Here is a 17,350-nt window from a genome sequence, read left to right as displayed (position 1 = left end):
CGCGGTCTACGGCCGTGGGGTACTGCTTTGGATGGATTGTCGGATCAGCGAATTGATGAAACAAAACTACCTGTCCAGCAACGTCTTCGGTGCTGATTCGGGCACCGGGTTGGCGGCATGATCCGGCGCGACGGTCCCTTGACCTCTTGCCTGTCGCGCGTGGTGTCCGAGCTGTTGAATCGCAGCGCTACACGATCTCCGCGTCACGCAGGCGTCTGAGGTCGTCACTGTTCAACCCGATACGCGTGAGTACTTCTGCGTTGTGCTCGCCGAGGCTCGGGCCGGCCCAGCGGACGCTGCCGGGGGTGTCGGAGAGTTTCGGAGCGACGTTCTGCATGGCCAAATCATGGCCCCGTCCATCGTCTACTCGCACGATCGCGTCACGGGCCGTGAAGTGTTCGTCGGACAGCATGTCCTTGGCCCGATAGACGCGACCGGCGGGAACGCCGGCGTCGTGTAGGCGCTCCAGCAGAGTGTCGGCGTCGTACTCGACCGACCATTTCGAGATCAGCTCGTCGAGTTCCTGTTGTCGGTCACCCCGTTGCTTATGTGTCTCGAAGCCGTCCTCGGTAACCAGCGCGGGTCGCTCCATCGCGGCGGCGAGTCGGAGGAAGACGGTGTCCTGATTGGCGGCGATGAGGATCGTCTGGCCGTCTGCGGTCGGATAGACATTGCTCGGCGCGACGCCGGGCAGGATGGTCCCGTGGCGTTCTCGTTGGTAGCCGATGGCGTCCCACTCGGTGATCGTGGACTCCATCATGGCCAGCACTGCTTCGTAGATTGCCGAGTCGACGATTTGCCCGCGTCCGGTGGTGCGTCGGGCATGAAGTGCCGCGAGCGCACCGAGCGCGCCGAAGGTTCCGGCAAGCGAGTCGCCGATGCTGACTCCGACCCTGGACGGCAGCTGATCAGGCTCGCCGGTGATGTAGCGGAGTCCGCCCATCGCCTCGCCGATGGAGCCATAGCCGGCGCGTGGTGCGTAGGGACCGGTCTGTCCAAAGCCAGTGACCCGGACGATGATGAGTCCCGGATTGGACGCCCAGAGTCGTTCGGGGCCAAGGTTCCAACGTTCGAGAGTGCCCGGACGAAAATTCTCGATGAGAACATCGGCCTCGTCGAGTAGGCGGTGCGCGAGGCGTTGGCCCTCGGCGACCCGAAGATTGAGCGTGACAGATTTCTTGTTGCGGGCGATTACTGGCCAGGAGAGGAACTCGCCGTCGGGACCTGCCTGGCCCCAGACCCTCATCGGGTCCCCGACGCCGGGAGCCTCGATCTTGATGACCTCGGCACCGTAGTCGCCGAGCAGTTGGCCGCAGAACGGGGCAGCGATGAGTTGGCCCATCTCGACCACTCGAATGCCTGCCAAGGCGCCGGGTGAGATCGGGTCGGTCATGAAACTTCTCCTTCTAGTTTCGTCACAGCGGCGTCCTCAGCTAGGGCCTCCACAGTGAGCAGCGCTGTGCGAGCGGCATTGATGTGGGATTGCATGATCGAGGCCGCCCAGTCGGGCGCCCCAGCGTCCAGTGCCGCAACGAGTTCGCGGTGATGGCTCATGCTGCGCGACAGCGCTTCCGGGTTGTATCTGACAAAGGTGCGAACGGCGAGCGGCACCTGCACGACATTGGCGAGCATTGTCTCTAGTCGCGGGCTGTCGGCGGCCTCGGTAATCACACTGTGGAACCGTGAGTTGAACTCACTGAGTCGGACCAGATCGGCCGTCCGGCCACGGCTGGCGCAGGCCTCCATCTGCTCGCATAGTCCGGTGAGCTCTGCGATTTGGTTGCGTTCGATCCGGCTCGTTGCGCGCCTGGCGGCGTGACTTTCCAACATCGCACGCAGCACGTAAATCTCGTCCAGGTCTGCCGCTGACCAGTGAACAACTCGAGCGCCTTTGTTGGGCAACAGCTCGACGAGTCCCTGAGAGGACAGTGTGCGTAGCGCTTCCCGGACCGGTGTTCGACTGACCCCCAGTTGGGCGGCTAGCTCGACCTCGCCAAGGCGGGCGCCGGGCGCTAGGTCACCGGTCAAGATCAACTGACGCAGCTCCATTAAGGCCTGCTCAGATGCGGCTGCCATCCACGAATCCCTTCGTCGCGCGACGTATGCTGCGAACTCTGTTGAGTCGCTTCAGATTCCGGTCAGGTGGAGGTCAGGTCCAGAGCCGTCAGTCCGGCCTGGGCTACCGCCATGTCTTGGGTGTAGTGGCCGCCACTCACACCGATCGCGCCGATGACAACTCCGTCTACGTTGATCGGATAGCCACCGCCGAAAGTAATCAGTCGGTCGATGCCGGTCGGGGCTCCGACTCGTAGCGGTTCGTCGTCCTTGATGAAGTCGAACCATCCGTCGGTCGGAAGGCCGAAGCCAGCAGCGGTGTATGCCTTATCGCGTGCGACCTGCACCGACAGGAGCGGGGCTCCGTCCATGCGTGCGAACGCCTTTTCGACGCCGGACTCGTCCAACACTGACACGACGAAAGCGCCTCCGTCACGTGTGGCCTGAGCGACGGCCCGGCTGACAATCTCTTGAGCCAGCTCGAGTGTTATCGACGGTCTGGTGAATGTCTTGATCATCGGCTCTCCGGATTCAAGGTCGGCTATTGCATGCAATTTAACGCGACACGTGTCGTAGATGGCAAGGACTTGTCAGCTCGCATGTGGATGAACAGCCCGGTGCATCGGCTTCGACCTGCATGAATGCTCTTGATAGTACTGATTGTTCAACGTTGTCGGCACACGCCTGCCGCTGGTAAGCGTCATGGGTCTGTCAATTCGCTACTACTCTTGACAGGAGGGACTGACAACTGTTGTATACAAGACAGTGCTTTGGCTCGGCTGGAGCCGATCGTGGGTCGCCGGTTTGGTCAGCCCGCGGAATTCCGAACGGAGAGGCTCGAGGGCGAACATGGGCAAATCGGACGGGGCATGGCCAGAAGTGCCATCGGCGTGCGCGACAACCACCAGCAGATCGACGACTTCTGCTTTCGAGTGCCGGCGACAGCGGGCCGGACTGTGGCGCTGAGCTGATGGACGTGGCGATCTGCGAAGTCAGCCCACGCGACGGATTGCAGAATGAACCCGAGATCCTCGCGCCAGCAGTTCGAGCCGAACTCGCTGTGCGGATGGCGGCCACTGGCGTAGCCCGCGTTGAAGCTGCAAGTTTCGTTCACCCGGATCGAGTGCCGCAGATGGCCGGCGCCGAGGACGTGTTGGCCGCCATTCCCACACTTCCTGGCGTGACTCAGGCGGCATTGGTGCTGAACCAGCGTGGATACGAGCGGCTGCGCACTACTGCGTGCGAGGAAGTCCACGTTGCGTTCTGCGTCACCGAGACTTTCAACCAGCGCAACCAAGGCTGCTCCGTCGACGCTTCACTCCTGCAGGCTCGGCAGATCGTCGGCGCGGCGCATGCCGACGGGCGACGAGCGACTGTAACCCTGGCCGCTTCCTTCGGTTGCCCGTTCGAGGGCCCTATCGACTCTGGGCGCGTACTCGGGCTGGCCGAGCAGCTGACCGAAGCCGACGAGATCGTCTTCGCTGACACGATCGGCGTGGGGGTGCCGCGGCAGGTGCACCGGCTGATCAGCCGGGCGGCACACCTCGGTGTTCCGTTGGGGCTGCACCTGCACAACACCCGCAACACGGGCTACGCCAATGCCTATGCCGGCCTCGAAGCGGGCGTGGCCGTTCTGGACAGTTCCGTCGCCGGAATCGGTGGCTGCCCGTTTGCGCCCGGCGCTACGGGCAATATCGCCACCGAGGACCTGCTCTATCTGCTGGAGAAAGAAGGCCTCTACACAGGCATCGATCTCGACGGCGTGATCCGAGTGGCCGAGTGGCTTGGCACAATCCTGAAACGTCCGCTGCCCGGCCTGCTTCATCGAGTCGGCACCTACCCAAAGCGCGACTGGACGTGGCCCAGGCAGAACACGTCGAACGACGCCGGAAACTGCATACCGCGGCCGATTCGACTCTAGACATCGCCCGCTCGGCGAACTTGCTACCGACGGTATTTGCGATCAGTTGGTGTCGTTTGGAGGCAGACGTCCGGGCGCCCTCTGCACCGTTTCGATCGCGGTCGCAATCAGCTCGTCGAATGCCTCTGGGTCGGATGTACAGGCGAGGCCGGTCAGAATTGTGCGGGCGAAGTAGGTGGCGATTTGCTCCACTGTCCGACTGCCGTCTGGGCGGTACCACGTCCACGCGTAGTTACACATGCCGAAGATCTGCATTGCCGCCATGGTTGGATCGGAACTGACGAAGACTTCTTGCTTCACTCCGTCCTCGATGATGCGGATCACCATCTGGCGGTATTCGAGTCTCTGATCGCGCACCTGCTGGCTGAGCCCGCCCTCCACGTATCGGACGAACTCCCGAAGGAAAGTCAGACTCGCTGCGCGGTCGTCTCGGTGCCCCGCAAGCAGGGCATAGATCATGGCGGCCAGCTGTGAAACCGGATCGTCGAGCTCACGCAATACGAACTCAGCTTCGGCGAAGCGGCGCTCGAAGTATGCCGCGTGAACCTCCGAGAGTAGTTTCTCCTTGCTCCCGAAATGGTGGACGATCGTGCCCTTACTGAGACCAAGCATGGCGGCGACGTCGGCGATGCTGGTATCGCTGTAGCCCCGCTCGGCCACGCGCTCGGCGAATGCACTCAGGATCGCGGCGCGTGAACTGGCCCGCGGTACCCGGAACTTGCCCATGTCGGGAGTCTACCGCTCGCCGACCGTCCGTCCGGTTAGCCACGCGAAACTTCGCGCTGATGAGTATCGCCAGTCCCAGACCGTATCGGCACGCGGCAGAGGCGGACAACATGCCGGTATCTCTGTCATGCGCCGAGCGTGCGTAATGCAGTTGTACGCGCGGCGAGTGCGGAAACCACTGGCCGCCAGTACCGGCTGAATATCGCGAGCTGGGGTCGAGCGGACTGCGCTGCTGACACGTGTAGGCCGGGCGCAAGGCAGACGGCGCCAGCGGCTTGCAGCAACGGCTTGAGAAGCAGGTTGGCCGCGCACGGCGCCGGCCAGGCTCCTATGGTTAGCGCGAAGGCGAAGGGTCCGGCGATGCGGCCCGGACGAGTGCCGGCCAGTTCGAATGCGGTGTGCACGCTTGGCGGAAGAGCCCCGTCGGCGATCTCGGCCGCAACGATCAGTAGGTCGGCCCGGCCGAGTGCCGCGTAAGTGTCAGTGGGCCGCTCGAGCGGCAGTATCTCTGCCGGCTGGGCCCCGGTGAGCAGCTCGGCGAATGTCACTGCGAGGTCAGTGATCGGCGCTACTCGTTCGGCGGTTGCAGGTGCTGCTAATACGACCGTCTCCATGATGTGTGGGCCTCTCGACGATGTGACTCAGTGGGTTTCGGCGCGGAGGGTGGCGAGATCGTGGAACTCCCGCTGGTAGTAGACGGTCGGCGGGTCGGGAGAGACGTGGGCGGCGACGACCTGGCCGACGAGGATGGTGTGGTCGCCCCCGTCGAGGCGGGCGTGGGCTGCACACTCCAGGACGACGCTCGCTCCGTCGAGAATGGGCATACCCTGAGCGCTCTCGCGGAACTGTCCACCGGCGAACTTGTCGACACCGCGCGTGGCGAACTGCAGCGCGAGTTCGGCGTGGTCCTGGCGCAGCACGTGCACCGCCCACGCGTCGGCGACCGCGAACACCGGATGGCACTCGGCGGTGCCAGCCAGGCAGGAGAGCACCAGTGGCGGTTCTGTGGACACCGAGCAGAACGCTGTGGCGGTGAAGCCCCACCAGCGGCCGTCGCTGTCGGTGGTGGTCACGATCGTGACACCGCTGGGGAACGCGGCCATTGCCTCGCGGAAGTTGCTCACCGTGCCGCTCACTGTGCTCTTCCTTTCTGCGCGCTTTCTGCGCGTGGCATACCGCCACCGCGGTCCCCGTGGTGCTCCCAACACCTCACCGGGCCCGACTGACCGGCGACGCCGACTGATCGGGTGTTGAGCCATCCAAAGTTTCCGCGACCTAGTCGAATAAATAACCAGCAATTTGCGATGCTCGGGAATTGTGTCTCATGCGGACGGGCGAGGCATCGGCGCGACGAACGGTCGAGGGTCGAAGTAATCGCGCCAGTAACAGATCTTTCCGTCCTGCAGTCGAAAAGACCCGGCTACCTCCACGCCCACTGACGCCGAGCCATCCGAGGGCATGAGCCGATCGATGCGTTCGGTGAGAACAACGTCTCCATTCGCGGCAAGGGAACGGATGTCGACCTTGACGACCGGAAACAGCCTGGCGTGCTGTTCAGCCAACACCAGGCATGCCGACTTTCCTACGCCTTCGGACAATCCGGAATGTATCCACTCAACGTCGTCAGCCAGGTATTGCTCGAACGCTGAGATCCTCGCGCCAATCTTCCACAATCCCAAGAAATCTCGAATTACCTGCTCATTGCTTTGGGACATCGGGAATCCTTTCGAGCACGGCAATACCAGGAACGGAGCCTTCGGATATTCACCTCCGTTTGGATGCCGTTGTGGCCCCATCAATTCATACGAGCACTTTAAGCAGGAGATAGCTCGGCGGTCCTGCGCGCTTTAGACAGAATCGGCCGGGCGACTTGGATGAACTAGCCAGGGTTTTCATCAGCGGTTCGGCCTGTAGGACTCGGGAAGGCGAAAGTGCCCGTTGCCCGACGCCCGCGGTGCTGCCACGACAGACCTTCGATGGGCTAATTTGGACTGTGTGGAGCAACAATGGTTGTTGCGAGAGTTGTCGGTGCCGGCGCATCCCGGGACGGAAGCGCCGCCCGCGACGTCCCAGGCGAGGTGTGCCGCCGTCGCGGCCGTCATCGGGCAGGAGTCGCTCGACTGGGCGGTGTGGACGGCCGATCGCATGATGGAAGACGTCTTGAGTCGGGTACCGGAGGTTGCTACCAGCACCAATGCGCGCCACATGCTTCGTCTCGGTTTGGAAGCGCGGACGATGTCAGTGCTGAAGCACCTCGCGCTGGGCACCAGGCCGATGGTCGCAGATCCGCTGGGCGAGGTCTTCATCAGGGATCAAGCTCGCCGGGGTGTGTCAGCCGAGGTGGCGATCAGGGGGAGCAATCTCGCCCACCACTTTCTCAGTCGCGCGTTCTTGGAGGTCATCGAGCGTCAGCCGGATCGAGGTCGGCAGCACGCGCTGACCGTGGAAGTCACCGAGATTCTGTTCAAATATCACGATCTTGTGGACGTTCAGATTGCGCAGAGCCACGCTGATGAACGGAGGTCGTGGCTGGACGGCCGAGCAGTCGCTCAACGGAAGGTCGTTGACGAATTGCTCGCCGGCACGGAGGTCGATGTGCGCGAGGCGAGTCGGGTACTGCAATACGACCTCACCGGGCATCATGTGGCGCTCGTGCTGTGGTCGGTACCGAGCCGGTCGGTGGCGCCTGACTATCCACCGTCGCATCATTTCGCCATGCAATGGGCTCGCCGTGTTAATTGTTCCGAACCATTGATCGTCGATGTGGACGCGTTGACGCAATGGGTGTGGATCGGGCGTTCGGGCCCGGTCGATTCAACCGAGCTCGATCTGCTCATGACCGAATCGCCGGAACTCGACGGGTGGCAGGCGGCAATAGGCCGGGTTGCGAAGGGTGAGGTCGGGTTTCGGATCAGCCACCGCACAGCGGACTACGCGCGACGATTTGCCGCGAAGGCGTCCCGGCAGGCCGCTGTTACCGACTCCCGAACGGTCGGCCTTGCCGCACACGTCATAGGTGACATGGACTTGGCCCATTGGTATTTGGTGGACGAGCTGGGCGCGCTGAGCGATGAGACGGAACACAACGCCGTCATCCGCGAAACTGTCCTCGCCTTCTTCGACAGCGGGCACAGCTTGGCAGCCACGGCGCGTGAGCTGCACGTCGCGCGCAACACGGTGGTGTATCGGCTCAAGCGTGCCGAGGAGCTCCGAGGCCGGCCGATCAATCACCGGGCACTGGAATTTCACGCAGCTCTGCGTGCCCTGTCGCTGCTCGGTCGCTGACTATAACTGTTCGGGTCGCCAGGCTCGGTGGGTCCGGTGGCTTGACCGGGTCCCCGACCAATGCCCACCTGCAAACCGAATATCGCGCGGTGGCATAGGTCGAACGGCGTGCTCAACCTGTCAATTAGCGTGCCCGCGGTGGATGCGTTGCCTCACGCCTACACGCCTACATGCTGGGCTTGACGAACAGTCCGACTGAGCTCCATCAAATCCAATTGACCAATTAGCGGCTGCACGAGTATCGCCCCGATGACGAGGTGTTCGCCGAATCACCTTCTGGGACAACGAGAGCGGGCCAGGGCACGGAACTTCGAAATGTCGTCGTCCTCTGAGCGGCCGGCGCGGCCGCCTGATTCGTCAGTAGCTATTCGCTGATCGTGACCTTGCTAGTTTGTGATGCGGACCGGAAGGCTACGGATCGTCCTGAGAATGGCCGAGGGCGCATACTCGGGCTTCGCCATCACTTCGAATTCAAATTTTTGAGCGAAGAATTCCTCCCAGAGAATGCGTAGTTGCAGCTCTGCGAGCCGAGCACCGAGGCAGCGGTGGATTCCGTGGCCATACGAGAGGTGGCGTCCGGGGCGTTCGCGATCCACGATGAACTCGTTGGCGCGGTCGATGGCCTGCTCGTCGCGGTTACCCGACAGCCACCACAAAACGACCTTGTCTCCCTTATGGATTGTACGACCGTGAAAGTCGATGTCGGCGAGTGCATTCCGCCGCATGCACATCGACGGTGTCTGCCAACGCAGCGACTCTTGCACAAAGGATGGTAGGTACCCTGGGTTTTCGCGGAGCTTCTCGAGTTCTCCCGGATGCGACCACAGCGCCCACAGCCCTCCGCTCATCGTGTTCCGAGTGGTGTCATTTCCGCCAATGAGGAAGGTGATGAGGGTGTCCAAGCGCTCCTCAAGCGACTTTGAACTCATGAGATCGCTGTGGGCGACAATCGACAACAGTGTGGTTGAAGGTGGCTGTGCGCCATGTCGTTCCAACCAGGAGGCCATCGATTCCGCGAAACGGAGTACCTCCGCCTCGTTTTCGGAACCCCGAGCGCCACTCGTGATGGTGTCCGACCATCGGACGAGTTGTCGCCTTTCCTCCATCGGGTACCCCATCATCGCCGCGAGCGTGACCGCGGTGATCTCGATGGAGACACGGTCCACCCAGTCGAAAATCTCGCCCCGCGGCAGGTCGGCGAGCACCTCGCGCGTCGTCGTGCGAACAAGGTCTTCTAATGACGCGACCGTCCGGGGGAGTGCCAGCCCCTTCACTACATCTCGATGCCTGGTGTGCTCTGGCGGGTCCATCATGAGAAGACTTCGCAGCGGTGGAGCCAGCGGGTGGACCCCGCCCGAGTTCGCGTCGGACGAGAAGACGCCGCAATTGGTTTCGATCTCGCGGATGTCGTCGAATCGGGTGATGGCCCAATTCGCGCCGAATGCACTGTCCTCCACCCGATGAACGGGGTCATCTTGACGCAGAAATGCAAACAGATGTTCCCATTCGTCTCGTTGGTACGTCAACGGGTCACTGATCAAGGCACCTACCGACGCCAAGTCTGGCTTCATGCCAATCGCCACCGCCTACCTCCCCGCATTTCCTCGACTAGTGTCCAAATTGGCTAACCGTACGAACAGTCAGTCTAAGTGTCAAGGCAGTGCCAGGATCGAGCAGGGACAGGGCACGCAGAGCTCCGTGAAATTCCAGTGCCCGGTGATTGATCGGCCGGCCCCGGAACACGACGTGTGCGGCCAGGCCGACCGTTCGGGAGTCGGTAACAGCGGCCTGCCGGGACGCCTTCGCGGCAAATCGTCGCGCGTAGTCGGCTGTGCGGTGGCTGATCCGAAACCCGACCTCACCCTTCGCAACCCGGCCCATTGCCGCCTGCCACCCGTCGAGTTCCGGCGATTCGGTCATGAGCAGATCGAGCTCGGTTGAATCGACCGGGCCCGAACGCCCGATCCACACCCATTGCGTCCGTTGAGCGACGGCTTGGCCGTCCAGCCACGATCTCCGTTCATCACCGTGGCTGATGGCAATTTGCACGTCGACGAGTTCTGACGGTCACCGTTCCAGTCATCAGGCGAGCGGGGTTTGGCGGTGTGACCGCACAAGCGGGTGCAGAACCAATCTGCCGCCCTTCTCACGGCTGGCTAGTTCATCCAACGTATGCCGACGATTCTGTATCAATTGCGCAGGACCGTGATGTGTTGCGCTGCTTACGCTTCGAATATGACTGGATGGAACCCACCAAGTTTTACCGCTGCTTCGACCGATCGGGAGAATGAGCTCGTACGTCGGGCCGCCGAGCTCGTGCCGCTCCTGCGTGACAATGCCGATAAGGCGGAGCAGGAACGACGCCTCACCGATGAAGCCGTCACTCGACTTGAAGACGAAGAACTGCTGTCACTATTCGTCCCGCAGCGGTTCGGCGGCCCCCAGGCGGGTCTGGCGACACTCACGCGGGTAAGCGCAGAACTCGGCAGGGGCTGCGGTTCTACGGGGTGGGCGTCGATGATCATGAGCACCATGGGGTGGATCGTCGCCCAATTTCCCGAACAGGCTCAAGATGATGTCTGGGGCGAAACCAACAAGGCTCGAGCTTGTGGGTCGATTATCGGCAAACAATGTACGGCGACGAGGGTCGACGGAGGCGTGATCGTATCGGGCAGCTGGCCCTTCACGACGGGAAGTCTGCACGCGCAGTGGGTGATTGTGGGTTTCGGCGTCCTCAATGCTGACGGCGAAATGGAAATCCTGGATGGCCTAATACCCATCAGTGAAGTACAGATCGCCGACACCTGGCACGTAGCCGGCATGAAGGCCACCGGCAGCAACACCACGGTCGTGGACTCGGTCTTCATTCCGGACTACCGGATCTCAAAGGCTGAGGACCGCCGCACGGATGAGGTGCGTATGGCGCCTGATTCGGGCGTCGAGGCCCCCTACCGCAGCTCTTTCCTTCCGTTTTTGGTGACCACCGGCATCGGTCCCTGCTTGGGTATCGCAACCGGAGCTATCCAGCACGCATTAGAGACCCTGCCCAAGCGCAGCATCTCGTACACGAACTATGCGCGTGCCTCAGACGCTCCGACAGTTCAAGCCGCTCTGGCCGAGGCAACGGCCAAAGTGGATGCTGCCTACCTGATCGGCTACCGCAATGCGGTGCAGATCGATGAGTGGGCGACGGCGCGCAAACCGATGCCCCCGATGGAACGCGCCCGAATTAGGCGCGACGTCGGCTTCGCCTGCCGCCTGACCCGTGAGGCCGTCAACGTCCTGCTTGATGCAAGCGGAGCCGGCAGCTTCGCGTCGGCCAATCCGCTACAGCGGATGTGGCGCGACCTCGAAGTCATCACCCGCCACGGGATGTTGGTTCCCGCGCTCAACGCCGACATCTACGGCCGAGCAGTGTTCGGAGCGACTCCGATCTCCTCTATCGGCTGACGATTACAAGGCAAAGGAATAACAATGACCGAGAACGCGAAGTTCAAACTTGGTGGAGTCAATCACCTGGCGCTGGTGTGCGCGGATATGAAACGCACCGTTGAATTCTATTCTGGCACACTGGGAATGCCGCTAATAAAGACGTTGGATCTGCCCGGAGGTTCTGGACAGCACTTCTTCTTCGACTGCGGCGGAGGCAACTGTATCGCGTTCTTCTGGTTCCCGACCGCCCCTGACGGTGTACCGGGAGTCTCTGGACCGTGCGCGATTCCCGGCATCGGTGACATCGTGAGCGCGACCGGATCGATGAATCATCTTGCGTTCCACGTTCCGGTGGAGGAGTTCGAGAACTACCGCGAGCGCCTCAAGGCGGACGGCGTCGAAGTCAGCAACATCATGGACCACGATGAGAGCCCTGCGGGGGTAGCGAAGCACTTCTATGACGGTGTCTTCATTCGGTCCTTCTACTTCAAGGGACCGGACGAAGAGCTGCTGGAGTTCGCTTGCTGGACAAAGGCTTTCACTGAAGCCGACGTGCAACACGAGCCGCGCACCGCCGCAGAACGTCGAGTGCCCTCGACGATCAGCGGTTAGGACCACCCGTGCCCCGGCTGCGTGAGGTATCACGAGCAGAAGTGACCGACGAACGGATAACGTTCTACTACGACGCAGTATTCGGTAAGGAACGGGATCCGGTCGTCGAGCACGGCACCGAATCGGGAACGTCGGGCAACTGGTGGACCGTGCACGCCCTGTCCCCGGAAGTCTTCCGCCACGTCACATCGGGGTTCGCGCTTTATCGCAACGCGCGGCTGGATCCCGTGCTGCGCGAACTCGGGCAGAGTCGAGCAGGCTGGGCGCGCGGCAGTCAGTTCGTGTACTCCCAACACTGCAAGCAACTACGTGCGCTGGGTACCTCCGAAGAACGGATCGCGGCGGTTCCGCATTGGCCAGTGGCCGACTGCTACTCGCCGATCGAACGAACGGTCCTTGCCTATACCGACTGTCTGGTACTCGCCAGCGGGCGGGTACCAGACGCACTCTTTGCTGAACTGCGTTCCGAGCTCGACGACGAACAGATACTTCTGTTCACCTACATCATCTCGATGTACGACATGCACGCAACAATCAGCCGGGCGCTTCGGCTCGAATATGACGATGTGGCCGACCGTGTCGTAGAGGTCGCCGCTCCGGAGGGTTTCGGAAATCGAGACATGACGGCGGTCCTCGACAGGTCGTGAGGGTTTTCGGGGCGCGGCGTCGTCGGCGTCTTGTATGGGACACGGACAAAGGATCGGTGTGGAATACACGCGACTTGGCAATTCGGGGCTTCAGGTCAGCAGAATTGCGCTGGGATGTATGAGTTTCGGCAGGCCGGGCAGCGGCATGGACTGGGCGCTGGACGAGGGCCAGGCCGCGGCGATCTTCCGGTCAGCGGTCGAGTTGGGTATCACGTTCTGGGATACCGCCAATATGTACGGTGCGGGCAGCAGTGAAGAGATCACCGGCGCCGCGATCAACACCTACACCCGCCGCGACCAGATCGTGCTCGCCACCAAGGTTTGGGCCCGCATGGGTGAAGGGCCTGGCGGACAAGGGTTGTCGCGTAGGGCCATCTTCGAACAAGTCGACGCCTCGCTGCGTCGCCTCGGCACCGACTACATCGACCTCTATCAGATCCATCGCTTCGACCCGAACACACCGGTCGAGGAGACGATGGAGGCACTTCACGACGTTGTCAAGGCCGGCAAGGCGCGATACCTCGGTGCGTCGTCGATGTGGGCCTGGCAGTTCGGGAAGATGCAACACTCCGCACAACTTCACGGCTGGACTCCGTTCGTCTCCATGCAGGATCAATACCACCTGCTGCAGAGAGAAGAGGAACGCGAGATGTTCCCACTCCTGGCCGACCAAGGGGTCGGTGCCATTCCATGGAGCCCTTTGGGCGGCGGATATCTGACGCGCCCGTGGGGCGTTCACACCACCGCTCGAGGGTCCAAGGTCGCACAGAGTCATCGCGACAACCATGGCAGACCAACGCTATTGGACGGAGACGAGAAAATCGTGGGTGCAGTCGAACGCGTTGCAGGCGACCGTGGTGTCTCGATGGCGCAGGTGGCGATGGCCTGGGTACTGAGGCATCCCGCCGTGAATGCCCCGATCATCGGTCCGACGAAGACCGATCACCTCACGGACGCCGCCGCGGCAGTCGATCTAACGCTCACCACCGAGGAGATCAGAGCCTTGGAGGAGCACTACTTCGCCCGCCAGCCCACGTTCTTCCAATAGCCAGCAGGGCGTGGAGCCAAAGCGTCGTCACGCTGGGACCCAGCCCTCGCCCGAATGTATCGATAGACGGGATCAACCATGCCAGCGGATTTTCGCGAGGAGCACTTCAAGCGCCGCCTCGCCGACCTCTACGCCACCGATGCCCAATTCGCTGCGGCGGCCCCCGATGCCGAGGTCAGCGTCGCTCTTACCGAGCCGGGCCTTCGACTGCCTGCATTGATCAAGACCGTACTGGCCGGGTACGCCGACAGGCCGGCGCTCGGCCAGCGCGCCATCCGATATGCATCTGATCCGGTAACCGGCCGCACCGCAGTGACGCTGCAGCCTTACTTCGAGACCATCACCTATGGGCAGCTGGCGGATCGAGTGCAGGCAGTTGCCAACGCGTGGCACGGCCAGGTACAGGCCGGCGACCGGGTAGCGATCCTCGGCTTCACCAGCGTTGACTACACCATTGTCGACGTCGCTCTCGGTGTGCTCGGCGCAGTCTCGGTACCGCTACAGAACAGTGCCCCGCTCACCACATTGCAGCCCATCATCGCCGAGACGGAGCCCGTGCTGATCGCCGCCAGCATCGACTATCTCGACGATGCGGTGCAGCTGGCGTTGGAGTCCCAAAGCACCATTGGGCTGATCGTGTTCGATTATCACCCCGAGGTCGATGATCAACGCGAGGCTTTCGCCGCGGCCGTCGAAAGTGTGGGGGAGCAGGCTGCAGTCGAAGCGTTTGGCGATCTTCTGGCGCGCGGCGCGACCCTGCCCGATGTCGAAGGTGTGGTCGTCCCCGGCGAGGATCCCCTTGCTCTGCTCATCTACACCTCGGGCAGTACTGGAGCTCCCAAGGGAGCGATGTACCCCGAGAGCAGGGTCGCCGAAGCTTGGCGTCCTGTCGTGAACGCGAACGGGGACGGGGACGGGGACGAAAAGCAGGCTGTGGTGCCCTCAATTGGATTGGGCTACATGCCGATGAGTCACATCATGGGCCGCAACGCTCTGTACGGCGCGCTCGCCCGCGGCGGTACCGTGAACTTCGTCGCCCGAGCCGATCTGTCCACCTTGCTGGAAGATCTCGCGCTGACAAAGCCGACACAGGTGACCTTTGTCCCGCGGATCTGGGACATGCTGTTCCAGGAGTACCAGAACCGCCTTGCCAGCCGACCAGGCAATGAGGACGAACTGCTCGCCGAGATGCGGGAGAACGTACTCGGCGGACGCTGCTTCACGGCGCTCACCGGCGCGGCCCCCATGTCTGATCAGCTCAGGGCCTGGGTCGAGTCGCTGTTGGAAATGCATCTGCTGGAGGCTTACGGCTCCACCGAGGCGGGCTCGGTGCTTCTCGACGGTCGGATCGCGCGGCCGCCAGTACTGGAGTACAAGCTGATCGATGTCCCCGATCTGGGCTACTTTCTCACCGATCGGCCACATCCACGGGGTGAACTGCTTGTCAAGTCCGAGCAGATGTTCCCCGGCTACTACAAACGCCCCGAGATCACCGCGGAGATGTTCGACGCCGATGGCTTTTACAAGACCGGCGACATCGTTGCCGAACTCGGCCCCGACCGCGTTGCCTACGTGGATCGGCGTAACAACGTGCTCAAGCTCTCGCAGGGTGAATTCGTCACCTTGACCAAGTTGGAAGCCGTTTTCACCGCCAGCCCACTGATCCGCCAGATCTTCGTGTACGGCAACAGTGCTCAGCCTTATCTGCTCGCCGTGGTGGTGCCAAGCGAGGAAGCCGAGGCCTCGTACTCGGGTGCCGAGCTCAAGGCAGCGATCGCCGAGTCGATCAAAGAGACGGCCAAACGCGGTGATTTGCAGTCGTATGAGGTTCCGCGCGACTTCCTGGTCGAGACAACACCTTTCACCCTGGAAAACGGTCTGCTGACGGGTATCCGCAAACTGGCGTGGCCGAAGTTGAAGGCGCATTACGGGCCGCAGCTCGAACAGATCTATGCCGACCTAGCTCAGGGTCAGGCCGACGAACTGCAGGCACTACGCCACAGTGGTGCCGATGCCCCGGTGCTCGAAACCGTAAGCCGGGCCGCGGTCGCGCTGCTGGGCGCGTCCAGCGCCGACGTGGCGCCTGACGTCCACTTCACCGATCTCGGTGGGGATTCGTTGTCCGCGTTGACATTTGCCAATCTGCTCCACGAGATCTTCGATGTCGACGTCCCGGTCGGTGTGATCGTCAGCCCCGCAACGGATCTCGCCGCACTGGCGCGATACGTCGAGACCGAGCGCGCCGGTGCGGGGTCCCGCCCGACGTTCGCTTCGGTGCACGGCCGCGACGCGACGGAGGTGCGTGCCGCCGACCTCACCCTGGACAAGTTCGTCGATGCGGAGACATTGGTCGCCGCGCCGAGCCTGCCGGGACCGGCTGGCGAGATCCGCACGGTGTTGCTCACCGGTGCGACCGGATTCCTGGGCCGCTATCTGGCGCTGGAGTGGCTGGAGCGCATGGAATTGGTGGATGGCAAAGTGATTTGCCTTGTGCGGGCCAGGTCTGACGACGATGCCCGCGCGCGCCTGGACAAGACTTTCGATAGCGGTGATCCAAAGCTGTTGGCGCACTATCGCGAACTGGCCGCCGATCATCTCGAAGTCATTGCTGGCGATAAGGGAGAGCGGAATCTGGGTCTGGATGGGACGACCTGGCAGCGGCTTGCCGACACCGTGGATTTCATCGTAGATCCGGCTGCGCTCGTCAATCACGTACTGCCATATCGCGAATTGTTCGGGCCCAACGCCCTCGGTACCGCTGAACTGATCCGAATTGCGTTGACTACAAGGATCAAGCCGTTCGCCTACATCTCGACGATCAGTGTCGATGATGGGATCGAGGCGGGCGCGTTTGTGGAGGACGCCGATATCCGCACAATCAGCGCGACCCGCAAGATCGACGATAACTACGCCAACGGATACGGCACGAGCAAGTGGGCCGGCGAGGTGCTGCTACGGGAGGCCAACGATCTGTGTGGCCTGCCGGTAGCGGTTTTCCGTTGCGACATGATCATGGCCGACACCAGCTACGCGGGCCAGCTCAACCTTCCCGACATGTTCACCCGGATGATGCTGAGCCTGGCGGCCACAGGGATCGCGCCGTTGTCGTTCAATGAGCTCGATGCCGACGGACACCGCCAACGCTCCCACTACGACGGCTTGCCCGTCGAGTTCATCGCCGAAGCCATCTCCACCCTGGGTGCACACGTCGAGCACAGGTTCCGGACCTTTCACGTGATGAACCCACATGACGATGGCATCGGTATGGATACTTACGTCGACTGGCTGATAGAGGCCGGATACCTCATCACGCGGGTCCCCGATTACGCCGAGTGGTTGTCGCGGTTCGAGACGGCGCTGCGGGCTCTACCGGAGCGGCAGCGCCAGGCTTCGCTGCTGCCGTTGTTGCACAACTACCAGCGGCCGGGGATTCCGATGAATCACGGGTTGGCGCCGACCGACGTGTTCCGTAGAGCCGTGCGGGAAGCGAAAATCGGTGTGGACAAGGACATTCCGCACATCGGTGCACCGGTGATCGTCAAGTACATCACAGATCTGCAGTTGTTGGGGCTGCTGTGAGTCCATCCGAACTCACCGCTGTTCGCGGCGAATTTTCGCCGATGC

Annotated in this window: 15 protein-coding genes; 7 read left to right on the top strand and 8 right to left on the bottom strand. The window is 62.3% G+C overall.

Features of this window, described 5'->3' with window-relative positions:
- Positions 1-187: 187 nt before the first annotated feature.
- From ABIA30_RS06280 to ABIA30_RS06270, 3 genes are all read right to left on the bottom strand, one after another.
- Positions 188-1,393, bottom strand: a complete 1,206-nt coding sequence (locus tag ABIA30_RS06280) for a CaiB/BaiF CoA transferase family protein (RefSeq protein ID WP_370063083.1) — start codon at positions 1,391-1,393, stop codon at positions 188-190.
- Positions 1,390-2,076 carry a GntR family transcriptional regulator gene (locus ABIA30_RS06275; RefSeq protein WP_370063081.1) on the bottom strand — a complete coding sequence of 229 codons (687 nt, stop codon included), beginning with the start codon at positions 2,074-2,076 and terminating at the stop codon, positions 1,390-1,392. The genes ABIA30_RS06280 and ABIA30_RS06275 overlap by 4 nt, the downstream gene beginning before the upstream one ends.
- 62 nt (positions 2,077-2,138) lie before the next feature.
- A complete protein-coding gene (locus ABIA30_RS06270) occupies positions 2,139-2,573 on the bottom strand; it encodes a heme-binding protein (RefSeq protein ID WP_370063079.1) in 435 nt (144 codons plus the stop codon).
- A gap of 452 nt (positions 2,574-3,025) precedes the next feature.
- On the opposite strand from ABIA30_RS06270, the gene ABIA30_RS06265 reads away from it, so the two are divergent.
- Positions 3,026-3,976, top strand: a complete 951-nt coding sequence (locus tag ABIA30_RS06265) for a hydroxymethylglutaryl-CoA lyase (protein WP_370063077.1) — start codon at positions 3,026-3,028, stop codon at positions 3,974-3,976.
- A gap of 42 nt (positions 3,977-4,018) precedes the next feature.
- Here ABIA30_RS06265 and ABIA30_RS06260 read toward each other — a convergent pair whose 3' ends face one another.
- The 4 genes from ABIA30_RS06260 to ABIA30_RS06245 all read right to left on the bottom strand — a co-directional run bounded on the left by ABIA30_RS06260 (position 4,019) and on the right by ABIA30_RS06245 (position 6,417).
- Complete coding sequence (locus tag ABIA30_RS06260; RefSeq protein WP_370063075.1) at positions 4,019-4,702, bottom strand: TetR family transcriptional regulator; 684 nt, start codon at positions 4,700-4,702, stop codon at positions 4,019-4,021.
- Between the two features lie 125 nt (positions 4,703-4,827).
- Positions 4,828-5,250, bottom strand: coding sequence for a hypothetical protein (locus tag ABIA30_RS06255; RefSeq protein ID WP_370063073.1), 423 nt, complete (start codon positions 5,248-5,250; stop codon positions 4,828-4,830).
- Between the two features lie 93 nt (positions 5,251-5,343).
- Complete coding sequence (locus tag ABIA30_RS06250) at positions 5,344-5,838, bottom strand: flavin reductase family protein (RefSeq protein ID WP_370063071.1); 495 nt, start codon at positions 5,836-5,838, stop codon at positions 5,344-5,346.
- 186 nt (positions 5,839-6,024) lie between these two features.
- The gene (locus ABIA30_RS06245; RefSeq protein ID WP_370063069.1) at positions 6,025-6,417 is read right to left on the bottom strand and encodes a limonene-1,2-epoxide hydrolase family protein; all 393 of its coding nucleotides are present in this window, start codon (positions 6,415-6,417) and stop codon (positions 6,025-6,027) included.
- A 280-nt stretch (positions 6,418-6,697) separates the two neighbouring features.
- On the opposite strand from ABIA30_RS06245, the gene ABIA30_RS06240 reads away from it, so the two are divergent.
- Positions 6,698-7,987 carry a PucR family transcriptional regulator gene (locus tag ABIA30_RS06240; protein ID WP_370063067.1) on the top strand — a complete coding sequence of 430 codons (1,290 nt, stop codon included), beginning with the start codon at positions 6,698-6,700 and terminating at the stop codon, positions 7,985-7,987.
- A gap of 386 nt (positions 7,988-8,373) precedes the next feature.
- On the opposite strand, the gene ABIA30_RS06235 is transcribed toward ABIA30_RS06240, so the two are convergent.
- Entirely contained in the window at positions 8,374-9,570 is a 1,197-nt protein-coding gene (locus ABIA30_RS06235; RefSeq protein WP_370063065.1) for a cytochrome P450, read from the bottom strand.
- Positions 9,571-10,222: 652 nt separating this feature from the next.
- Here ABIA30_RS06235 and ABIA30_RS06230 point away from each other — a divergent pair.
- The 5 genes from ABIA30_RS06230 (at position 10,223) to car (ending at position 17,305) form a co-directional block, all read left to right on the top strand.
- On the top strand, positions 10,223-11,437 hold the full coding sequence (locus ABIA30_RS06230; RefSeq protein WP_370063063.1) for an acyl-CoA dehydrogenase family protein: 1,215 nt from the start codon (positions 10,223-10,225) through the stop codon (positions 11,435-11,437).
- Positions 11,438-11,461: 24 nt separating this feature from the next.
- Complete coding sequence (locus ABIA30_RS06225) at positions 11,462-12,031, top strand: VOC family protein (RefSeq protein WP_370063061.1); 570 nt, start codon at positions 11,462-11,464, stop codon at positions 12,029-12,031.
- An 8-nt stretch (positions 12,032-12,039) separates the two neighbouring features.
- Positions 12,040-12,678: a carboxymuconolactone decarboxylase family protein gene (locus tag ABIA30_RS06220; protein ID WP_370063059.1), complete on the top strand. Its 639-nt coding sequence runs from the start codon at positions 12,040-12,042 to the stop codon at positions 12,676-12,678.
- Positions 12,679-12,712: 34 nt separating this feature from the next.
- Positions 12,713-13,726 carry an aldo/keto reductase gene (locus ABIA30_RS06215; RefSeq protein WP_370063057.1) on the top strand — a complete coding sequence of 338 codons (1,014 nt, stop codon included), beginning with the start codon at positions 12,713-12,715 and terminating at the stop codon, positions 13,724-13,726.
- 78 nt (positions 13,727-13,804) lie between these two features.
- Positions 13,805-17,305, top strand: coding sequence for a carboxylic acid reductase (gene car / locus ABIA30_RS06210; protein ID WP_370063055.1), 3,501 nt, complete (start codon positions 13,805-13,807; stop codon positions 17,303-17,305).
- Positions 17,306-17,350: the final 45 nt, after the last annotated feature.

The sequence above is a fragment of the Mycobacterium sp. MAA66 genome (assembly GCF_041261665.1).
Lineage (GTDB): Bacteria > Actinomycetota > Actinomycetes > Mycobacteriales > Mycobacteriaceae > Mycobacterium.
Note: the sequence above shows the minus strand (reverse complement) of the source record. Positions and strands in the feature narration are given on the sequence as shown.

Excerpts from the sequence above, each read along its gene's own strand:
- ABIA30_RS06260 (WP_370063075.1), bottom strand. The coding sequence starts at position 4,702 with ATGGGCAAGTTCCGGGTACCGCGGGCCAGTTCACGCGCCGCGATCCTG.
- car (WP_370063055.1), top strand. The coding sequence starts at position 13,805 with ATGCCAGCGGATTTTCGCGAGGAGCACTTCAAGCGCCGCCTCGCCGAC.
- ABIA30_RS06215 (WP_370063057.1), top strand. The coding sequence starts at position 12,713 with ATGGGACACGGACAAAGGATCGGTGTGGAATACACGCGACTTGGCAAT.
- ABIA30_RS06245 (WP_370063069.1), bottom strand. The coding sequence starts at position 6,417 with ATGTCCCAAAGCAATGAGCAGGTAATTCGAGATTTCTTGGGATTGTGG.
- ABIA30_RS06230 (WP_370063063.1), top strand. The coding sequence starts at position 10,223 with ATGACTGGATGGAACCCACCAAGTTTTACCGCTGCTTCGACCGATCGG.
- ABIA30_RS06275 (WP_370063081.1), bottom strand. The coding sequence starts at position 2,076 with ATGGCAGCCGCATCTGAGCAGGCCTTAATGGAGCTGCGTCAGTTGATC.
- ABIA30_RS06265 (WP_370063077.1), top strand. The coding sequence starts at position 3,026 with ATGGACGTGGCGATCTGCGAAGTCAGCCCACGCGACGGATTGCAGAAT.
- ABIA30_RS06270 (WP_370063079.1), bottom strand. The coding sequence starts at position 2,573 with ATGATCAAGACATTCACCAGACCGTCGATAACACTCGAGCTGGCTCAA.
- ABIA30_RS06280 (WP_370063083.1), bottom strand. The coding sequence starts at position 1,393 with ATGACCGACCCGATCTCACCCGGCGCCTTGGCAGGCATTCGAGTGGTC.
- ABIA30_RS06225 (WP_370063061.1), top strand. The coding sequence starts at position 11,462 with ATGACCGAGAACGCGAAGTTCAAACTTGGTGGAGTCAATCACCTGGCG.